The sequence below is a fragment of the Kitasatospora sp. NBC_01560 genome (assembly GCF_045208415.1).
GTDB lineage: Bacteria > Actinomycetota > Actinomycetes > Streptomycetales > Streptomycetaceae > Kitasatospora.
In genome coordinates, this window is record NZ_CP109364.1 from 2195049 (window position 1) to 2211634 (window position 16586).

At 75.1% G+C, this 16586-nt stretch carries 14 protein-coding genes; 7 read left to right on the top strand and 7 right to left on the bottom strand.

The annotated features are described in order from the left end of the window. Positions 1-48: 48 nt before the first annotated feature. A complete protein-coding gene (locus OH807_RS09065) occupies positions 49-1038 on the bottom strand; it encodes a class I SAM-dependent methyltransferase (RefSeq protein WP_406196116.1) in 990 nt (329 codons plus the stop codon). Positions 1039-1770: 732 nt separating this feature from the next. Here OH807_RS09065 and OH807_RS09070 point away from each other — a divergent pair. After that, positions 1771-3219: an aldehyde dehydrogenase family protein gene (locus OH807_RS09070; RefSeq protein WP_406196119.1), complete on the top strand. Its 1449-nt coding sequence runs from the start codon at positions 1771-1773 to the stop codon at positions 3217-3219. Positions 3220-3315: 96 nt separating this feature from the next. Here the strand turns inward: OH807_RS09070 and OH807_RS09075 are convergent, their stop codons facing one another. Next, positions 3316-4293, bottom strand: a complete 978-nt coding sequence (locus OH807_RS09075) for a pseudouridine synthase (RefSeq protein WP_406196122.1) — start codon at positions 4291-4293, stop codon at positions 3316-3318. A gap of 131 nt (positions 4294-4424) precedes the next feature. On the opposite strand from OH807_RS09075, the gene OH807_RS09080 reads away from it, so the two are divergent. The 3 genes from OH807_RS09080 (at position 4425) to OH807_RS09090 (ending at position 7093) form a co-directional block, all read left to right on the top strand. Then, positions 4425-5516, top strand: a complete 1092-nt coding sequence (locus OH807_RS09080; RefSeq protein WP_406196125.1) for a PP2C family protein-serine/threonine phosphatase — start codon at positions 4425-4427, stop codon at positions 5514-5516. Positions 5517-5654: 138 nt separating this feature from the next. After that, positions 5655-6050 (top strand): DUF3224 domain-containing protein, encoded by a 396-nt coding sequence (locus OH807_RS09085; RefSeq protein WP_406196127.1) that lies wholly within the window; start codon positions 5655-5657, stop codon positions 6048-6050. Positions 6051-6226: 176 nt separating this feature from the next. After that, positions 6227-7093: a DUF5995 family protein gene (locus tag OH807_RS09090; protein WP_406196130.1), complete on the top strand. Its 867-nt coding sequence runs from the start codon at positions 6227-6229 to the stop codon at positions 7091-7093. A gap of 60 nt (positions 7094-7153) precedes the next feature. Here the strand turns inward: OH807_RS09090 and OH807_RS09095 are convergent, their stop codons facing one another. After that, positions 7154-8593: a GuaB1 family IMP dehydrogenase-related protein gene (locus tag OH807_RS09095; RefSeq protein WP_406196133.1), complete on the bottom strand. Its 1440-nt coding sequence runs from the start codon at positions 8591-8593 to the stop codon at positions 7154-7156. A gap of 284 nt (positions 8594-8877) precedes the next feature. Between OH807_RS09095 and OH807_RS09100 the strand changes: the two genes are divergently transcribed. Next, entirely contained in the window at positions 8878-10413 is a 1536-nt protein-coding gene (locus tag OH807_RS09100) for an SDR family NAD(P)-dependent oxidoreductase (protein ID WP_406196136.1), read from the top strand. Between the two features lie 21 nt (positions 10414-10434). Further along, positions 10435-10890 carry an NUDIX hydrolase gene (locus OH807_RS09105; protein WP_406196139.1) on the top strand — a complete coding sequence of 152 codons (456 nt, stop codon included), beginning with the start codon at positions 10435-10437 and terminating at the stop codon, positions 10888-10890. Positions 10891-10925: 35 nt separating this feature from the next. On the opposite strand, the gene OH807_RS09110 is transcribed toward OH807_RS09105, so the two are convergent. The 3 genes from OH807_RS09110 to OH807_RS09120 are packed head-to-tail and all read right to left on the bottom strand — an operon-like array spanning position 10926 to position 14382. After that, on the bottom strand, positions 10926-13157 hold the full coding sequence (locus tag OH807_RS09110) for an FtsX-like permease family protein (RefSeq protein ID WP_406196142.1): 2232 nt from the start codon (positions 13155-13157) through the stop codon (positions 10926-10928). Beyond that, positions 13154-13861 carry an ABC transporter ATP-binding protein gene (locus OH807_RS09115; RefSeq protein WP_406196145.1) on the bottom strand — a complete coding sequence of 236 codons (708 nt, stop codon included), beginning with the start codon at positions 13859-13861 and terminating at the stop codon, positions 13154-13156. The genes OH807_RS09110 and OH807_RS09115 overlap by 4 nt, the downstream gene beginning before the upstream one ends. Then, positions 13858-14382 carry a PadR family transcriptional regulator gene (locus OH807_RS09120; protein ID WP_406196147.1) on the bottom strand — a complete coding sequence of 175 codons (525 nt, stop codon included), beginning with the start codon at positions 14380-14382 and terminating at the stop codon, positions 13858-13860. Before OH807_RS09120 ends, OH807_RS09115 begins: the two co-directional genes overlap by 4 nt. 565 nt (positions 14383-14947) lie before the next feature. Between OH807_RS09120 and OH807_RS09125 the strand changes: the two genes are divergently transcribed. Then, positions 14948-15616 carry a hypothetical protein gene (locus tag OH807_RS09125; protein ID WP_406196149.1) on the top strand — a complete coding sequence of 223 codons (669 nt, stop codon included), beginning with the start codon at positions 14948-14950 and terminating at the stop codon, positions 15614-15616. Between the two features lie 71 nt (positions 15617-15687). Here OH807_RS09125 and OH807_RS09130 read toward each other — a convergent pair whose 3' ends face one another. After that, positions 15688-16440 (bottom strand): YoaK family protein, encoded by a 753-nt coding sequence (locus tag OH807_RS09130; protein ID WP_406196152.1) that lies wholly within the window; start codon positions 16438-16440, stop codon positions 15688-15690. Between the last annotated feature and the right edge of the window lie 146 nt (positions 16441-16586).

Sequence of the window (16586 nt, forward strand, 5' to 3'; positions counted from 1 at the left end):
GCGAGCCGCGCGGGCGGTCGGGCCGCGCGGCTCTCGGAGGCGGAGCGGTCAGCCCCGGCGGGCGCGGCGGATGGCGGAGGTGACGACCGGCGGGAGGAGGTCGCCCGCGACGCGCTTGGCGACGTTGGCCGGCCGACGGCGTTCGGCGGCACGGGCCCGGCGGCCGGCCAGGTCCTCGGCGGCCGCGTCCGCCTCGCGGCGGGCGTCCTCGGCGGTCCGTTCGGCCTCGCGCCGGGAGGCCGCGGCGGCCAGCCGGTCGTGGTGGCGGGAGCGCCGGAACGACGCGATGCCGTCCGAGCTGCCGGTGATCCGCAGCAGTTGCTGCCCGTTCACGGTCTCGCTGCTGACGTGGCAGCCCTCGGCCAGGCCGACCCGGTCCAGCAGGTCGCGCTGGGCGGGCCCGGGATCGCCCCAGGTGCCGTAGAACTTGCACTCGGTGAGCACGATCGGCCTGAGCCCGTGGTTGAAGACCGCCTCCCAGGTGGCGGCGGCGACGCCGGGGGTGTGCGCGGATCGGTAGTCGTCCAGGACCACCACACCCTGCGACTGGAGCGCCACCCTGGCCACCTGGAGGTCGCCCACCACGTGCTCGTACAGGTGCGAGGCGTCGATGTGGATGAAACGGAAGGCCCCGGCCGGGATCCGGCCGCCGGCCAGGCTGGACGTGGGCGCCTGGACGATCTCCGGCAGCGACATGTGGAACGAGAGGTAGTTGGACTCGAACGCGGACCGGGTCAGCGACTTCCGGTAGGACTGGCTCATCTCGGCGGCGTTCTCGTCGTCCGGGGCGTCGGAGTCGAAGAGGTCGCAGACGGTGAACGTCTCGGCGGGCTGCAGGTGGCTGCCGATCACGATCGCGCTCCGCCCCAGGTAGGCACCCATCTCCAGCAGGTCACCGGTGACTGCCGCCTTCTCCTGGCGGGCGAGGAACCACTCGAAGAGATGGCGGTCGTGGTCCCAGAACCAGCCGGGGACGTCATCGAGCACGGCGGGCTCGGCTGCCCGGTGCTGCTCGGTGCTCAGCGCGGCGTCGGTCACGAGATTGCTCCTTACACGCTACGGACGACCATCGGGGACGTTCTCCTGGCCACGGGGGCACGGGACGGGAGGCGCAGGCCTCCCCCCATCATCCGGAGCAGTCGGCGGCCCGGCACGGCGAGACGCACCTGGTCCGGTCTCCGCAACCGGTGCCCACGTGGCCGAGTGCGCTGCAATCTACCTCTGACCCAACGGAGTTGGGGAGGTCTTGCGCAGAGGACATTTGCGGACCGCCGCTCGGCGTTCGCCCGGCGTACAGATGGGAAAGGCGGTTCCGGTACGGCGCCGGCCGGTGACGTGGGGTGAAGGTGCGGGATGCCCGGACCGTACGAATCGGGTGGCGTTCGACCGGCCTGCCGGACGACACCGGCCGGGCAAAGACCGGGAAAAGACTTCAGTGGGGGCCGGGTGGAACGGCTGACTCCGTCCTGCCACTCTTTGTACCGGTCTGTCACCGTCCACGGGGATGATCCTCGCCGCTCCGGCCGTACCCGGCCCGGTCGCACGAACCGCCGCGGGCCGCACCGGGCCGCCGGACGCACCGGGCACTTCGGACGGCACGCCACGAACCGGGTACCGGCCGGCCGGGAGAAACGCCCCATTGCGGATCCGGCCCTTGCGCGGGGCGGTCCGGGCGCCCTTGACTGGCCTTTTGGCAGGCGAGACCGGCCGATCGGCCCGTCGGTCCAGCGACCTGTCGGCCGGTCAGCCACCCGGACGAGAGGACCAACGGTGCAGCAGGACGCGGAGTACGACGTCCCGTACGCGGAACACGGTGACCACTACGTCGACGGCGCGTGGCGGCCCGCGCTGGACGGCGGGTCGATACCGGTGCTGAACCCGGCGACCGAGCAGGTGCTCGCCACCGTCCCGGCCGGCGGCGCGGCCGACGTCGACGCCGCCGTGGCCGCCGCCCGCCGGGCCGCGCGCAGCTGGGCCGCCACCTCCCGCGAGGAGCGGCTCGCCCTGCTCACCCGGCTGCGGGACGGCCTGGCCGCGCAGCAGGAGGAGATCGCCGCCACCGTGGTCGCCGAGCTGGGCGCACCGGTCGGCTTCGCCAGCGCCGTACACGCGGGCCTGCCGCTGGCCGTCACCACCTCGTACCTGGCGCTGCTCGCCGAGTACTCCTTCGAGGAACGGATCGGCAATTCGGTGGTGCTCGCCGAACCGGCCGGGGTGGTCGCGGCGATCACGCCGTGGAACTACCCGCTGCACCAGATCGTCGCCAAGGTCGTCCCGGCCCTGGCCGCGGGCTGTCCGGTGGTGCTCAAGCCGGCCGAGGACACCCCGCTGGTGGCCCGGCTGTTCGCCCGGCTGGTCGACGAAGCCGGCTTCCCGCCCGGGGTGTTCAACCTGGTCACCGGGACGGGCGCGCTCGCGGGTGCGGCGCTCGCCGCCCACCCGGGCGTCGACGTGGTCTCGTTCACCGGCTCCACCGCCGTCGGACGGACGGTGGCCGAGACGGCCGGCCGCGGCATCAAGCGGGTCGCGCTGGAGCTGGGCGGCAAGTCCGCCAACGTGGTGCTGCGCGGCGCGGACCTCGCCCGGGCGGTCAACGTCAACGTGGCCAACGTCTTCGCCAACTCCGGTCAGACCTGCAGCGCCTGGACGAGGCTGCTGGTGCACGAGGAGCAGTACGAGGAGGCCGTGTCGCTCGCCGTGAAGGCCTCGGCCAAGTACCTCCCGGGTGACCCCGCCGACCCGCAGACCCGGGTCGGGCCGCTGGTCAGCGCCCGCCAGCGGGAGCAGGTCCGCGGCTACATCGCCGGAGCGCTCGCCGAGGGCGCCCGGCTCGTCGCCGGCGGCGCGGACGCCCCCGACGGCCTGCCCACCGGCTTCTACGTGCAGCCGACCGTGCTCGCCGACGTCACGGCCGACATGACGGTGGCCCGGGAGGAGGTCTTCGGCCCGGTGCTCGCCGTCCTCGCGTACCGCGACGAGGACCACGCCGCCGAACTCGCCAACGCGACCGACTACGGCCTGGCCGGCGGTGTCTGGGCAGCAGACACCGCCGTCGCCGCCGCGTTCGCCCGCCGGCTGGACACCGGCCAGGTCGACCTCAACGGCGGCCGCTTCAACCCGCTGGCCCCGTTCGGCGGTTACAAGAACTCCGGCCTCGGCCGCGAACTGGGCCGGCACGGCCTGGAGGAGTTCCTGCAGTACAAGTCGCTGCAGTACTGACGGCCGTGACCGCACGTCCGGCCGGGGCCGGGCCGGACGTGCGGCCCGGACGTGCGGTCCGCGTGCGGCGGTACGGGCGGTGGCGCCCCCCGGAGGTCAGCGCGTGGCCGGCGGTGCGGCCGGGACTGCCGGGCCCCGGGCCCACGCCTGCTGGTCCGCCCAGGCGGTGAGCGTGCGGCGGGTCTCGTAGCGGCGCGGGGCGCCGGTCAGCGGGTCGGTGAACTCGATGACGGAGGCGAGCAGTTGCAGTGGACGGCGGAAGTCGTCGGGCGCCGGGTCGGGCAGCAGCACCGGGTAGACCGGATCGCCGAGGATGGGTACGCCGAGGCCGCTCATGTGCAGCCGCAGCTGGTGGGTGCGCCCGGTGGACGGGAGCAGCCGGTAGTGGCCGAGGCCGTCGCGGTGCGCCGGCAGCTCGATCCGGCTCTCGCTGTTCGGCGGGGCGTCCAGCTCCTGGGCGGCGATCACGCCGCGCTCCTTGACGATGTGGCTGCGCACGGTGCGCGGCAGGTCGAGCGCCGGGTCGTACGGGGCGACCGCGCGGTACTCCTTGCGGACCAGCCGGTCGCGGAAGAGCGTCTGGTAGGCGCCGCGCTCCTCGGGGCGGACCACGAACATCGCGAGGCCCGCGGTCAGGCGGTCCAGCCGGTGCGCGGGGCTGAGGGCGGGCAGACCGAGCGAGTGCCGCAGCCGGGAGAGCGCCGTCTCCACGACGTGCCGGCCGCGCGGGGTGGTGGCCAGGAAGTGCGGCTTGTCGACCACCACGAGGTGCTCGTCCCGGTGCAGCACGTGCAGCTCGAACGGGACGGGCACTTCGTCCGGCAGCTCGCGGTAGAGCCAGAGGTGCGCGCCCGGGCGGAAGGGTTCGTCCGGCCCGACCGGGCCGCCCACGCCGACGATCTCGCGCCCGGCCAGCAGTTCGTCGATCCGCTCCGGGGCCACGGTGGGCAGCCGCTCCGCGAGGTAGCCGCGCAAGGTCGGCCACGGGCCCTCGACAGGCAGCCGCAGGTGCACCGGGTCGACGCCGCGGCGCTGCGGCAGCGGGGCGGGCGGCACCTTGCTCTTGCGTCTCATCTCGCCGCCAGCGTAGTTCGTCCGCGACGGCCGGGCGGCCGGCCCGGGCGGTCCGACGTGCCGGGAGGCGGGGCGGCGGTGGACAGTGGACGGTGAGGCCCTCCGCCGACCGACCGACTGGAGGCGTACCCGTGACCGCCGACGGACCGCAGGACGTGGTGCCGCCGCCGCATCTGCCGCGGCGGACCAGGCTGCTGCTCGGCTGCGCCTACCTGCTGCTGGTCGCGGCCGTGGTCGCCGACCTGGTGACGGGCCCGGGGACGACGCTCTCGCCCGTCCTCGCGGTGGCGCCGGTACTGGCCGGGGCGACCACCCGGCGGGCCCGGGTGCCGCTGGTGACGGGGGCGGTGGCGATGGCCGTCGTCGGGCTGCTGGAGATCACCAACCACGGCCTGCCCACCTCCGTCCACCTCACCGCGCTGATCACCGTGGCCGCCGCCACCCTGGCCAGTGCGGGCAACGTCGTGCTGGTGGCGGCCCGGGAGCGCGAGCTGTTCCAGGTGCGGACGGTGGCCGAGGCGGCGCAGCGGGCGCTGCTGCGGCCGCCGCCGGAGCGGCTCGGGCCGCTGCGGGTGGCGGTGCGGTACGTCGCGGCGGCGGCCGAGGCCCGGATCGGCGGGGACCTGTACGAGGTGGCGGAGACGCCGTACGGGATCCGGATCCTGCTGGGGGACGTGCAGGGGCACGGGTTGCCGGCGGTGGAGACGGCGGCGGACGTCCTGGGGGTGTTCCGGGACGCGGCGCGGACCGAGGCGGAGCTGGCCCGGGTGGCGGAGCGGCTGGACGCGGCACTGGCGGCCCGCCCGGTGAACGAGCGGTTCGTCACGGCGGTGCTGCTGGCGGTGGACCGGGCCGGGGGGCGGGCCGAGTTCGTCAACTGCGGCCATCCGCACCCGCTGCTGCGCCGCGCGGGCCGGGTGAGCGAGCTGGTGCCGCCGCAGCACGCGCCGCCACTGGGGCTGCTGGGGCTGATCGGCGGACGCTACCGGGCGGGCGGCTTCGCCCCGGGCCCGGGCGATCTGCTGCTGCTCTACACGGACGGCGTCTCCGAGGCCCGGAACGCGGCCGGCCGGTTCTTCCCGCTGCCCGAGCGCCTCGCCACCCTCCCCGGCGGGAGCCCGGAGGACCTGCTGGACGAGTTGCTGGCCGAGGTCCGGGCCTGGCTGGGCCCGGCCGGGCCGGCCGACGACGCGGCCCTGCTGGCGCTGCGCTGGGAGCGCTGACTGCCGGGCCGGGCGGACCGGCCGGGACTCACCCGTCCGGGTGTGGCACCAACGGCTGGGCGGCGCCGTGTGCGAGGCTCTCCCCTACGGCCGGCGGGGAGCCGTCCGCGCCGGCGAGATTTCGAGGGGAACGGTGCCATGGCGAACAAGGCGAGCGGGGCGTTCGAGGTGACCGGCTTCGAGCCGGAGGAGACGGACGAGCGGGCCGGTGCGACGCTCGGCCGGGTGCGGATCACCAAGCAGTTCACGGGCGGGCTGACCGGCAGCAGCGTGGTGCGGATGCTCTCCGTGGTGGACGGGACCGGCGGCCCGGCGGCGTACGTCGCGGTGGAGCACTTCACCGGTGAGCTGGACGGGCGCAAGGGCTCCTTCGTGCTCCAGCACTCGGCACCGGGCAGCCAGGGCGAGCGGCTGGCGATCCTGCTGGTGGCGGGCACCGGGGAGGGCGATCTGGCGGGGATCACCGGCACGTTCGCGCTGCACGTGGACGAGGCGGGGAAGCACACCTACACGCTGGACTACGAGCTGGCCTGATCCGGGCCGGGCTGCCCGGGAGGGCGCCGCCCCGGCCGGGCGGGCGGTCCGCGCTGCCGTGCGGGCCGTCCGCGCCGGGGCCGTCCGGCGGGGCGTCCGCGCGGCGTCGGGGGCGGCCCGGGTGGGCACTGTCACGATGATGCGATCGGCACACGATCGATCGCGGAGGGTGACGGATGGCACGGGACGCGGCACACGAGGTCGACCGGGTGATCGGGCGGCTGCGCGGGATCGGCCGCCGGCTGCCGCCGGGCGACGGCGTCGCGGTGTTCAACCGGATGTACCTCACCGTGACGGAGGCCGTGCGCCGACGGCTCACGCCACCGGACGCCGGCACCGGACCGGCCGCCGCCGAACCGGGCTTCGCCGGACCCGGCGTCGGCAACCCGGCCGACGGCGGCCCGGCGCAGCGCCCGCCGTACTTCGCCGACCCGGCCGCGATGGCCGAGCTGGACGTGCTCTTCGCCCGCCGGTACCTGCTGGCCGTGGACGCCGACGCGGCGGGGCGGCGGCCGCCGGCCTGCTGGCGGCCGCTGTTCGAGCTTCGCGCGCACCCGGGGGTGCACCCGTTGCAGTTCGCCGTGGCCGGGATGACCGCGCACATCCAGCACGACCTGCCGCTCGCCGTCCTCGACACCTGCCGCCGGCTCGGCTGCGCGCCGGAGCGGCTCGCCGACGACTACCGGCGGATCAACGGGCTGCTCGCCGCCGTGGAGACCGGCGTCCGGGAGCAGCTGATGCCCGGCCCGGACGCCCTGGAGCGGGCCGAGCCGCTGACGCACATGGTGGGCGCCTGGTCGGTCGACGCGGCGCGGGACGCGGCCTGGTCGAGCGTCGGCGCGCTCTGGGAGCTGCGCGCGGTGCCGTGCGCGGCGGCGGCGCTCGCCACGGCGTTGGACGCCTCGGTGGGCCTGCTCGGCCGGGCCCTGCTCACGCCGCTGGGCCTCGCGCCGCCGGGCCTCCACGGCCCCGCGGAGCCGCAGAGCCGGACGGCCGGCCGGTTCCCCGGAGCGAGGAACCGGCCGGCCGTCGGGCGGGCGTAGCGGGCGGGCGGGCGGGCACGGCAGAACCGGCCGCGGCCACGCCCACGGACCGGGAGCGGATCAGGCCCAGCTGGAGTGCAGCGGCTTGCCCTCGGCGTAGCCGGCCGCGCTCTGGATGCCGACCACGGCCTTCTCGTGGAACTCCTCCAGGCTGGAGGCGCCCGCGTAGGTGCAGGAGCTGCGCACGCCGGCCACGATCGAGTCGATGAGGTCCTCGACGCCCGGGCGAGCGGGGTCGACGAACATCCGGGAGTGCGAGATGCCCTCCTCGAAGAGCGCCTTGCGGGCCCGGTCGTAGGAGGAGTCCTGGGAGGTGCGGTTGCTCACCGCGCGCTTCGAGGCCATGCCGAAGCTCTCCTTGTACTGGCGGCCGTCGGCGGTGGTCTGGAGGTCGCCCGGGGACTCGTAGGTGCCGGCGAACCAGGAGCCGATCATCACGTTGGACGCGCCGGCGGCCAGCGCCATCGCGACGTCGCGCGGGTGACGGACGCCGCCGTCGGCCCAGACGTGCTTGCCGAGCCGGCGCGCCTCCGCGGCGCACTCCAGGACGGCGGAGAACTGCGGGCGGCCGACGCCGGTCATCATCCGGGTGGTGCACATGGCGCCGGGGCCGACGCCGACCTTGAGGATGTCGGCACCCGCCTCGACCAGGTCGCGGACGCCGGCCGCGGAGACGACGTTGCCGGCCACGATCGGGATCTGCGGGTCGAGCCCGCGCACCGCGCGCAGCGCGCTGATCATCGACTCCTGGTGACCGTGCGCGGTGTCGACCACCAGCACGTCGGCGCCGGCCTCGACCAGGGCCTTGGCCTTGCCCGCGACGTCGCCGTTGATGCCGACGGTGGCGGCGACCCGCAGCCGGTCCTGCGCGTCGACGGCGGGGGTGTAGAGGGTGGCGCGCAGCGCGTTCTTGCGGGTGAGCAGGCCGACCAGGCGGCCGTCCGCGTCCACCACGGGGGCGAGCTTGCGGTGCGCCTCGGTGAGCCGGTCGAAGGCGGTGCGCGGGTCGATGCTCTCGTCCAGCAGCAGCAGGTCGCGCGACATCACGTCGGCGAGGCTGGTGAAGCGGTCGACGCCCTGGCAGTCGGAGTCGGTGACCACGCCGACCGGCTTGCCGTCCTCGACCACGACCAGCGCGCCGTGCGCCCGCTTGGGCAGCAGCGACAGTGCCTCGGCGACGGTGGCGCCGGGGGCGAGGGTGATGGCGGTGTCGTGGACCAGGTGGCGCTGCTTGACCCAGCCGATGACGTCGGCGATCACCTCGGTGGGGATGTCCTGCGGGATGGCGACCAGGCCGCCGCGGCGGGCGACGGTCTCGGCCATCCGGCGGCCGGCGATGGCCGTCATGTTGGCGACCACGAGCGGGATGGTGGTGCCGGTGCCGTCGTTCGAGGAGAGGTCGACAGCCTGCCGGGAGCCCACGGCGGAGCGGCTGGGGACCATGAAGACGTCGTCGTACGTCAGGTCGTACGAAGGCATGAGGTCGTTCAGGAAGCGCATGAAAAAGGGCTCTCTGGCTGGGAGAAGGTACACCTCGGGTGCGGTGACAGCGAGGCCGGCCGGCGCACTCGGGCGCCCGGCACCCAACGTTCGATTCTCCGGCACGGTGGTGCCAAAAGCCAGTTCGGGGCCGATTGCTGGCACTGTGCACAAACCGATGATCAATGCACCGCGCGTAGACATGGAGGATCCTCCAAGTCGACGGCTTTTCGCCCCGGCCCCGGCCGCTCCCGTAGCATTCACGCGGTAAGGCGAGGCGATCCAGGAAAGCGGCAGCAGGCATCATGACGGCGGGCGTGGACATCGAGCAGGACAGCGGCACCGGGGCCATCGGGACCGCGGAGGCCATCCCGGCCACCGAGGAGGAGATCGACTTCGGCCCCGGGCTCGACCCGGAGCGGCTGAAGCTCTGCCTCGACGTGATCGCCGAGCTGGACCGGCTGCACGTGGACCACCCGGACGCGATCACCGTCCGCCAGGCGGTCGGCGGCATATTCCGCACGCTCAAGCAGCGTCGCCGCCAGGAGACCCGGGCCCGGAAGACCGCCAACGACCGCGCCGTCACCGCCCGCACCGCGACCGGCGCACCGAGCCGGATCGACGACGAGACGGCCGGCGCCTTCGGCCTCACCACCGTCACCACCACCGAGATCGCCGGCATCCTGGAGCGCCCGCGCTCCTGCTACACCTGCAAGCAGCGGTACGTGGAGGTGGACGCGTTCTACCACAACCTCTGCCAGAACTGCGCCGTGAAGAACCGCGCCCACCGGGACGCCCGCGCCGACCTCACGGGCAAGCGCGCGCTGCTCACCGGCGGCCGGGCCAAGATCGGGATGTACATCGCGCTGATGCTGCTGCGCGACGGCGCCCACACCACCATCACCACGCGCTTCCCCAACGACGCGATCCGCCGCTTCACCGCGATGCCGGACAGCGCCGACTGGCTGCACCGCCTCAAGGTCATCGGCATCGACCTGCGCGACCCGGCCCAGGTGATGGCGCTGGCCGACGAGGTCGCCGCCGACGGCCCGCTCGACATCCTGATCAACAACGCCGCGCAGACCGTCCGCCGCCCGCCGGAGTCCTACCGCGAGCTGGTCAACGCCGAGTCCGCACCGCTGCCGGCCGGCATGCTGCCGCAGTCGACCACCATCGGCCGGTTCGGCAGCGGCAGCGTCGACCTGCCCGCCCTGCCCGCGCAGGCCACCGGCCCCGGCGAGCGGATCTCCGCCGAGGACGTCACCTCGCTGGCCCTCGTCACCGGCTCCGCGACGCCCGCCCGGATCGAGGCCGGGACGGCCATCGACGCCGGCGGCCTGGTGCCCGACCTCGCGCCCACCAACAGCTGGGTGCAGACCGTCAACGAGGTCGGCCCGGTCGAGCTGCTGGAGGTGCAGCTCTGCAACTCCACCGCGCCGTTCATCCTGATCAGCCGGCTCCGCCCGGCGATGGCCGCCTCGGCCTCGCGCCGCAAGTACGTCGTCAACGTCTCCGCGATGGAGGGCGTCTTCCAGCGCGGCTACAAGGGCGCCGGCCACCCGCACACCAACATGGCCAAGGCCGCGCTGAACATGCTCACCCGCACCAGCGCGCAGGAGATGTTCGAGACCGACGGCATCCTGATGACCGCCGTCGACACCGGCTGGATCACCGACGAGCGCCCGCACCCGGACAAGATGCGGCTGGCCGAGGAGGGCTTCCACGCCCCGCTCGACCTGGTCGACGGCGCGGCCCGGGTCTACGACCCGATCGTCCGCGGTGAGCAGGGCGAGGACCTCTACGGCTGCTTCCTGAAGGACTTCGACCGCTCCGCCTGGTAAATCACCCTGGGAGGGCTTGAGTTGACCACCGCACCGATGCTCGGCGCCGGCGTGATCGTGCCCACCGGGGACGGCCGGGTGCTGATCGGCCGCCGGACCACCGCCGGCGAGCCGCCCACCTGGAGCCTGCCCGGCGGCAAGGTGGACGACCCGGGAGAGTCCTTCGAGCAGGCGGCCGCGCGCGAACTCGCCGAGGAGACCGGCATCGTGCTGCCGGCCGCGGAGATGCGGGTGCTGGCCGTCCTGCTCGACCACGAGCTGGGCCGGCCCCGGCTCACCGCGGCCGTGCTCGCCCCGCCGAGCCTGGCCGAGGCACTCGTCACCGAGCCGCACGCGTGCGCCGGCTGGGAGCGGTTCCCGCTCGACGCGCTGCCGGAGCCGATGTTCTACCCCTCCGCGCTGGTGCTCGGCAGCTGGCTGACGGACCGCCCGACGGCCGCGCGGGCCGGGACGTACGCGTACCCCGTCGCCGGCTGAGCCGGACGGGGTACGCGACCCGGACGCGGCCGGGTTCAGCCGTTCCGGGCCGCCTCGGGGCCGGTGATCCGCCTCAGCAGCGGCAGCGTCGAGGCGATGATCCCGAGCGAGGCCGCCAGGCCGAGCCCGATCAGCCCGAAGTACAGCGCACTCGGCGGCACCAGGTCGTACGCCATCTGCGACCGGAGGAACATCGCCGACGCCGCGAAGCCCGCCCCGACCGAGATCGCCGACACCAGCAGCAGCGGCAGCGCGCTCTCCAGGCCGACCACCCGCTGCAGCAGGCGCAGCGGCGCCCCGGTGAGGCGCAGCATCGCGAACGGCCGCCGGCGGTCGGCGAGACCCGCCACCACGCTCACCGCGAGGCTGCACCCGGCGATCGGCAGGGTGGTCAGCAGGACGACATCGGCCAGCTGCCGCCAGCCGGCGAGCCGCTTCTGCGAGCGGGTGCCCCAGTCCTCGACCATCCGGGACCGGAAGGCCGGGTAGGCCTTGGTGAACATCGTCCGCAGCTGCTCCATGGCCGCCGCCGACCCGTCCGTGGTCGCGTAGATCATCTTCACCGGCAGCGCGGCCGCCTCCGCCACCGGGACCGCCGCGGCCGGGTACTCCTCGTCGGTGGCTTCCCCCAGGTCGACGAACCGCCATGCCGGGACGGCCGCGACGCTCGCGCCCGGCGCGCAGTGGCCGACCACCGCGACCTGCGCCAGCTCCGAGCAGATCGCCAGGAGGGGCGGATGGGGGTCATGGCCCGACGGGTCCCAACCGATCCCGGCCGGATTGGTGTGCGCCAGCGCCAGCCCCCGGAAGCCGGGGACCGCCCGGGCCGCCGCCACCAGGCTGTCGGGCACGGTGGGGATCGCCTGCGGGCCGAGGATGTCCTCCGCGGTGTGCACCACGGCCTTCCGGGTGCCCGGATCGCCGCTCAGCGCGCCGCGGTTCTCGTCGATCGTGCCGATGATGCAGACGGTCGCGGTGGTCACGAACAACGCCAGGACCAGGCCGGCGACGGAACGGAACCCCGCCTTCGGATCGTCGGCCAGGCGGCGCACCGCGATCAGCGTGGCCGGGCGGCTGGTGCGCCGGGCCACCCCGCGGGCGGCGGCCATGGTCAGCCACGGGCCGGCGATCACCAGCCCCAGCATCACCAGCAGGAAGCCGGTGAGGTAGGCGGCCGTCTGTCCGTTGGTGTCGGACGGCCGGTTGTCGACGAAGTAGCCGAGCTCGGCGAGGCCGGCCAGCAGCGGAACCAGCCGCCACGCCCGCGGCGGCTGCGGGGTGACCCGCCGGGTGACGCCCAGCGGCGAGATGGTGACCCGGCGCAGCGCGAGCCGGGCGGCGAGCGCCGCCGCCACCGGCACGCCCACCGCGACCCCGGCCGCCTGGAGCGCGCCCAGCCCGAGGTCGGCGGCGAAGAAGCGGTCCCCGGTGAACGGCACGGTGGCCAGGAGCGGGCGCAGCGCGAAGTACAGGCCGAAGCCGACGGCCGTCCCGATCACCGACGCCACCGTGGACTCGACCGCCGAGATCACCGACACCTGCCCCGGGGTGGCACCCACCAGCCGCATCGCGGCGAAGCGCTGCTCCCGGGTGGCGGCGGACAGGCGGGTGGCGGTGCCGATGAAGATCAGCACCGGGAAGATCAGCGCACCGGCCACCACCGAGAGGATGAGCGTCATCGCGTCGCCGCGCACGCCCTGGCCGTAGCAGTCGCTGTCGCAGACGGACGGGACGGCGGTGGCGATGGTCGTCACGGCCACGGCCCCCGGCGCGGCCTTGACCTCGTCCACGGTGCGGCCGATGACCAACGACAGCGTGTCGGGCGACGGCAGGGCCTCGTCACCCAGGATCCCGGCCGGCCGGCCGGGGAAGCGGTCGGCCAGCTCGACGGCCGGCACCTCGCGCAGCAACTCGGCCAGGGCGGGCGAGGCGTAGTACTCGCCGGGCGCCGGCACCTTGCTCAGGCCGGGCGGGACGGGCGAGGTCGGGCCGGTGGCCGCGACCTCGGCCTCGAAGATCTCCTTGCCCTGGTAGAAGTCGCCGTGGGCGTTCCACCAGAGGGGGTCCACCGGGGCCGTCTCCGTCCGGCTCTTGACCCCCGTGTTCATCCAGACCTGCCGCTCGTTGGCACGGTCCACGGCGTTGATGCCGGAGAGCGCCGAGAGCAGCAGCCCGACGCCGATGGCGACGGCCGCCGCGATCATCAGCAGCCGGGCCACGGCCTCCTTCCCGCCGCTGACGGCGAGGCGGAGCGCGAAGGCGATCACGAGTCGATCGTTTCGGCCGCGCGGCTCGCCGGACCGGCCGTCAGCTCGGTGGCCCGGCCGTCCCGGACGACCGCCTGGCGGTCGGCGTAGGAGGCGACCCGCGGCTCGTGGGTGACCAGGATGACGGTGGTGCCCTGGGCGCGCGCGGCGCCGACCATCAAGTCCATCACCTGCTCGCCGGTGAGCGAGTCCAGTGCGCCGGTCGGCTCGTCGGCGAACAGCACCCGGGGGCGGGCCACCAGGCCGCGGGCCAGCGCGACGCGCTGCGCCTGACCGCCCGACAGTTCGCCGGACCGGCGCTGCTCCAAGCCGTCCAGACCGAGCCGGGCGAACCAGGGCCGGGCCTCCGCCAGGGCGGCCGCCCGCCCGGTGCCGCTCAGGAGCAGCGGCAGGGCGACGTTCTCCTCGGCGGTCAACTCGGGGACGAGCTGGCCGAACTGGAAGACGAAGCCGAAGCGGTCGCGGCGCAGGGCGCTGCGCCCGGCCTCGTTCAGGGTGTCGATCCGCCGCCCGTCGAAATGCACCTCGCCCGCATCGGGGAGGAGGATGCCGGCCAGGCAGTGCAGCAGGGTGGACTTGCCGGAGCCGCTCGGGCCCATGATGGCGAGCACCTCGCCGGCCTCGACGGACAGGCTCGCCCCGCGCAGGGCGGGCGTCTCGCCGAAAGCGAGGGCGACGTCGCGGGCCTCGATCAGGGCGCTCATCCGCGCACCGCCGCGGCGAGCGCGTCCAGCCGGGCCGCGGTCAGGTCGATCCAGCGCAGGTCCGCCTCCAGGTGGAAGAGCCCGTGGTCGGCGAGCAGGGAGTCGACCAGTTCGCCGGCACGGCGCAGTTCGTTCAGCTCGCGCATCCGCTTCAGGTGGGCGGCGCGCTGGGTGTTCAGGTAGACCTCGGCGTCGCGGCCGAGCATCAGGGCCAGCACCACCTTGGTGAACAGCAGTGTCTGGAGGTTGGGTTCGGGCGCGACGGGGTCGGTGAGCCAGTGCTCGAACTCGGTCACCCCCGCCTCGGTGATCACGTAGCGCTTGCGCTCGGGTCCGTCGCCGGGCTCCGCCTCACCGGCCACGACCTTTCCGTCCCGGGCCAACCGGCCCAGTGTGGCGTAGACCTGACCGTACGGCAGGGGCTTGCCCCGCCCGAAGAAGGCGTCGTAGTCGCGCTTGAGGTCATAGCCATGGCTCGGCTCTCGCTCCAGCAGCCCGAGAAGGGTCAAAGGAACACTCATGAGAAGGACGGTACACCAGGCGTATACTCCGAGTGTATAGCTGGAGGGAATACGGCGCCGCGCCGGGAGAACGACGTACCGGCGGGGCTGCGACGGAGGGGCTACGGCGCCCGGAGGAAAGGCTGCTGACGAAGTCTCACAGCAAGCCCGCGGCGGCGAGCGTACGGGTACTGACGGGGCCTCACAACGAACGTGCGGTGACGTCAGGCGCGGGTGCGGGCGAGGCGGCAGCGGAGGGCGGAGCGGTGCGGGCGGGGGCCGACCGGGGCCGCCCCCGCTCCGCACCACGGCCCGGCGAGCCCCCACAGCGGGCCGGGCCGGCCACGCCCCGGCACGGGGAGGACGCGACCGCCCCAGCCTGCCCCGTCCACCCCTCCCCCGCCGAGGGCCGAACGTCCCGGTCGGCCGGCGGCGATGGTGCGGGCGCGCACGGCTCTTGTGCGGGAGGCGGGCGCGGAGGCAGATTGGGTGCCGCAGCCCCAGCCACCACCCCCCCAGCCCCAGCCCCAGCCGCCGCCCGGACGCCGCCCACCGGCCGCCCGCGCACCCCCGAGGAGCCCGCATCGTGTCCAGCACCCCGCCCCCGGCCCGACCCGCGCCGCTGCCGCGCCGGGCCGGCCGGCACCTGCGGCGGGCCTTCCGCACCCACCCCGGAGCTCTGGAGCGGCCGTTGGACCGCTCCCGCAGCCGGGCCTGGGTCGCGGCGATGCTGGGCGTCCTGCTCGCGCCGGCCGCCGGCGCCGGCACCGCGCTGATCACCCATCACCTCGCGGCCCGCGACGCGGCGGCCGACCGCGAGCGCCTACGGCCCGTCACCGCCGTCGTCCGGAGCATCGACCGGCCCACCGCCACCCCGGCTGCCCGTCGCACCGGCGGCTACCGGAACACGGTCGGCGCCGAGGCCGACTGGACCGGCCCCGACGGGCAGCCGCACACCGGCACGATCGACGTGCCCCGCACCACCCCCGCCCGCGCCACCGTCACCCTCTGGGTCGACCGGGCCGGCACCCCTGTCGATCCGCCCGCCGACCCGACCGGCCTGGCCGTCGACGCGGTCTGCGCCGGCCTGTTCGGCGTCGTCACCTTCACCGCGGCGGCCGGCGGCGCCCTCGCGCTGCGCCTGCGCACCCTCGACCGACGGGCCGGCCACGCCTGGGCCCGGGACTGGGCCCGGCACGAACCGCACTGGACCGGCCGCACCGCCGGCAGCCCCGGCGGACCGCCGGACGACTGAGAGAAGGCCCCCGTGAACCTCGCCTTCACCTGGAGCGGCGGAGCGGCCGGCGGTCCCGGCCCGTCGGCGGGTCAGGAGCCGCCGCCCGGGGCCGGTGGAGCGGCGGTCGGCGGAGTGGCGGTCGGCGGAGTGGCGGTCGGCGGAGCCGGGACCGGGGCCGTCCAGGCCGGCGCCTCCGGGCGCGGGGCGGAGGCGCGGTGGGTGACCACGGCCACCCCGACGAGCAGGGCCAGGGCGGCCGCCAGGGCGACCGGAACGTCCGCGTGCAGGACGAGCAGGGCGCCGATCAGGGCACCGACGAACATCCAGCCCGCCGAGGCGAGCCGGCGGGCCCCGGACCGGTCGGCGGCGAGGCCGGTGATGGTCATCGTCAGCACCGTGGTGGTGAGGTCCGGGACCCTGAGGTGGCGGACGACGGCGTTCTGCAGCCCCATCGCGAAGGCGAGCAGGCCGACCAGCGGGTGGCGCACCGGATCGGCGGTGTGGCCGGCCAGGGCCGCCAGCAGGATGCCCCCGGCCACCAGGACGGACTGCGCGGCGACCGAGACCACCAGCAGCCGCCCCCGGTGGCCCGGCAGGACTTCGCACAGCCGGCCCCCGGCGAGCGCACCGAGCAGGAAGGCGGCCAGCGCGGTGAGCGAGGCCGGCGCGGAGAGGCCGGGCGCACCCGCCACGGCGAAGCCGAGGAAGACCACGTTCCCGGTCATGTTGGCCACGAAGACGTGGCCGAGGGCGAGGTAGCTCACCGCGTCGACCAGGCCGGTGACCACGGTGAGCGCCAACAGCAGCGGTACCAGCGGGCCGTGGCGGGGGTCGGTCTTCACGCCTGTTCTCCTCCGGTCGGGCGCCGGCCGCGCGCGGCTCCGGCACTCCGTCCGTTCTACGCCGCCGGGCCCGCCGGGTCACGCCACGCCCCGCCCGGGCCCCGCGCGGGTCCGGGTCCGGGCCGACTCCGCGGCCGACTCCGGGT

Bases quoted from the DNA above. Each gene is read 5' to 3' on its own strand.
- OH807_RS09075 (WP_406196122.1), bottom strand. From the start codon at position 4,293: ATGAGACGCAAGAGCAAGGTGCCGCCCGCCCCGCTGCCGCAGCGCCGC.
- OH807_RS09085 (WP_406196127.1), top strand. From the start codon at position 5,655: ATGGCGAACAAGGCGAGCGGGGCGTTCGAGGTGACCGGCTTCGAGCCG.
- OH807_RS09095 (WP_406196133.1), bottom strand. From the start codon at position 8,593: ATGCGCTTCCTGAACGACCTCATGCCTTCGTACGACCTGACGTACGAC.
- OH807_RS09100 (WP_406196136.1), top strand. From the start codon at position 8,878: ATGACGGCGGGCGTGGACATCGAGCAGGACAGCGGCACCGGGGCCATC.
- OH807_RS09115 (WP_406196145.1), bottom strand. From the start codon at position 13,861: ATGAGCGCCCTGATCGAGGCCCGCGACGTCGCCCTCGCTTTCGGCGAG.
- OH807_RS09120 (WP_406196147.1), bottom strand. From the start codon at position 14,382: ATGAGTGTTCCTTTGACCCTTCTCGGGCTGCTGGAGCGAGAGCCGAGC.
- OH807_RS09090 (WP_406196130.1), top strand. From the start codon at position 6,227: ATGGCACGGGACGCGGCACACGAGGTCGACCGGGTGATCGGGCGGCTG.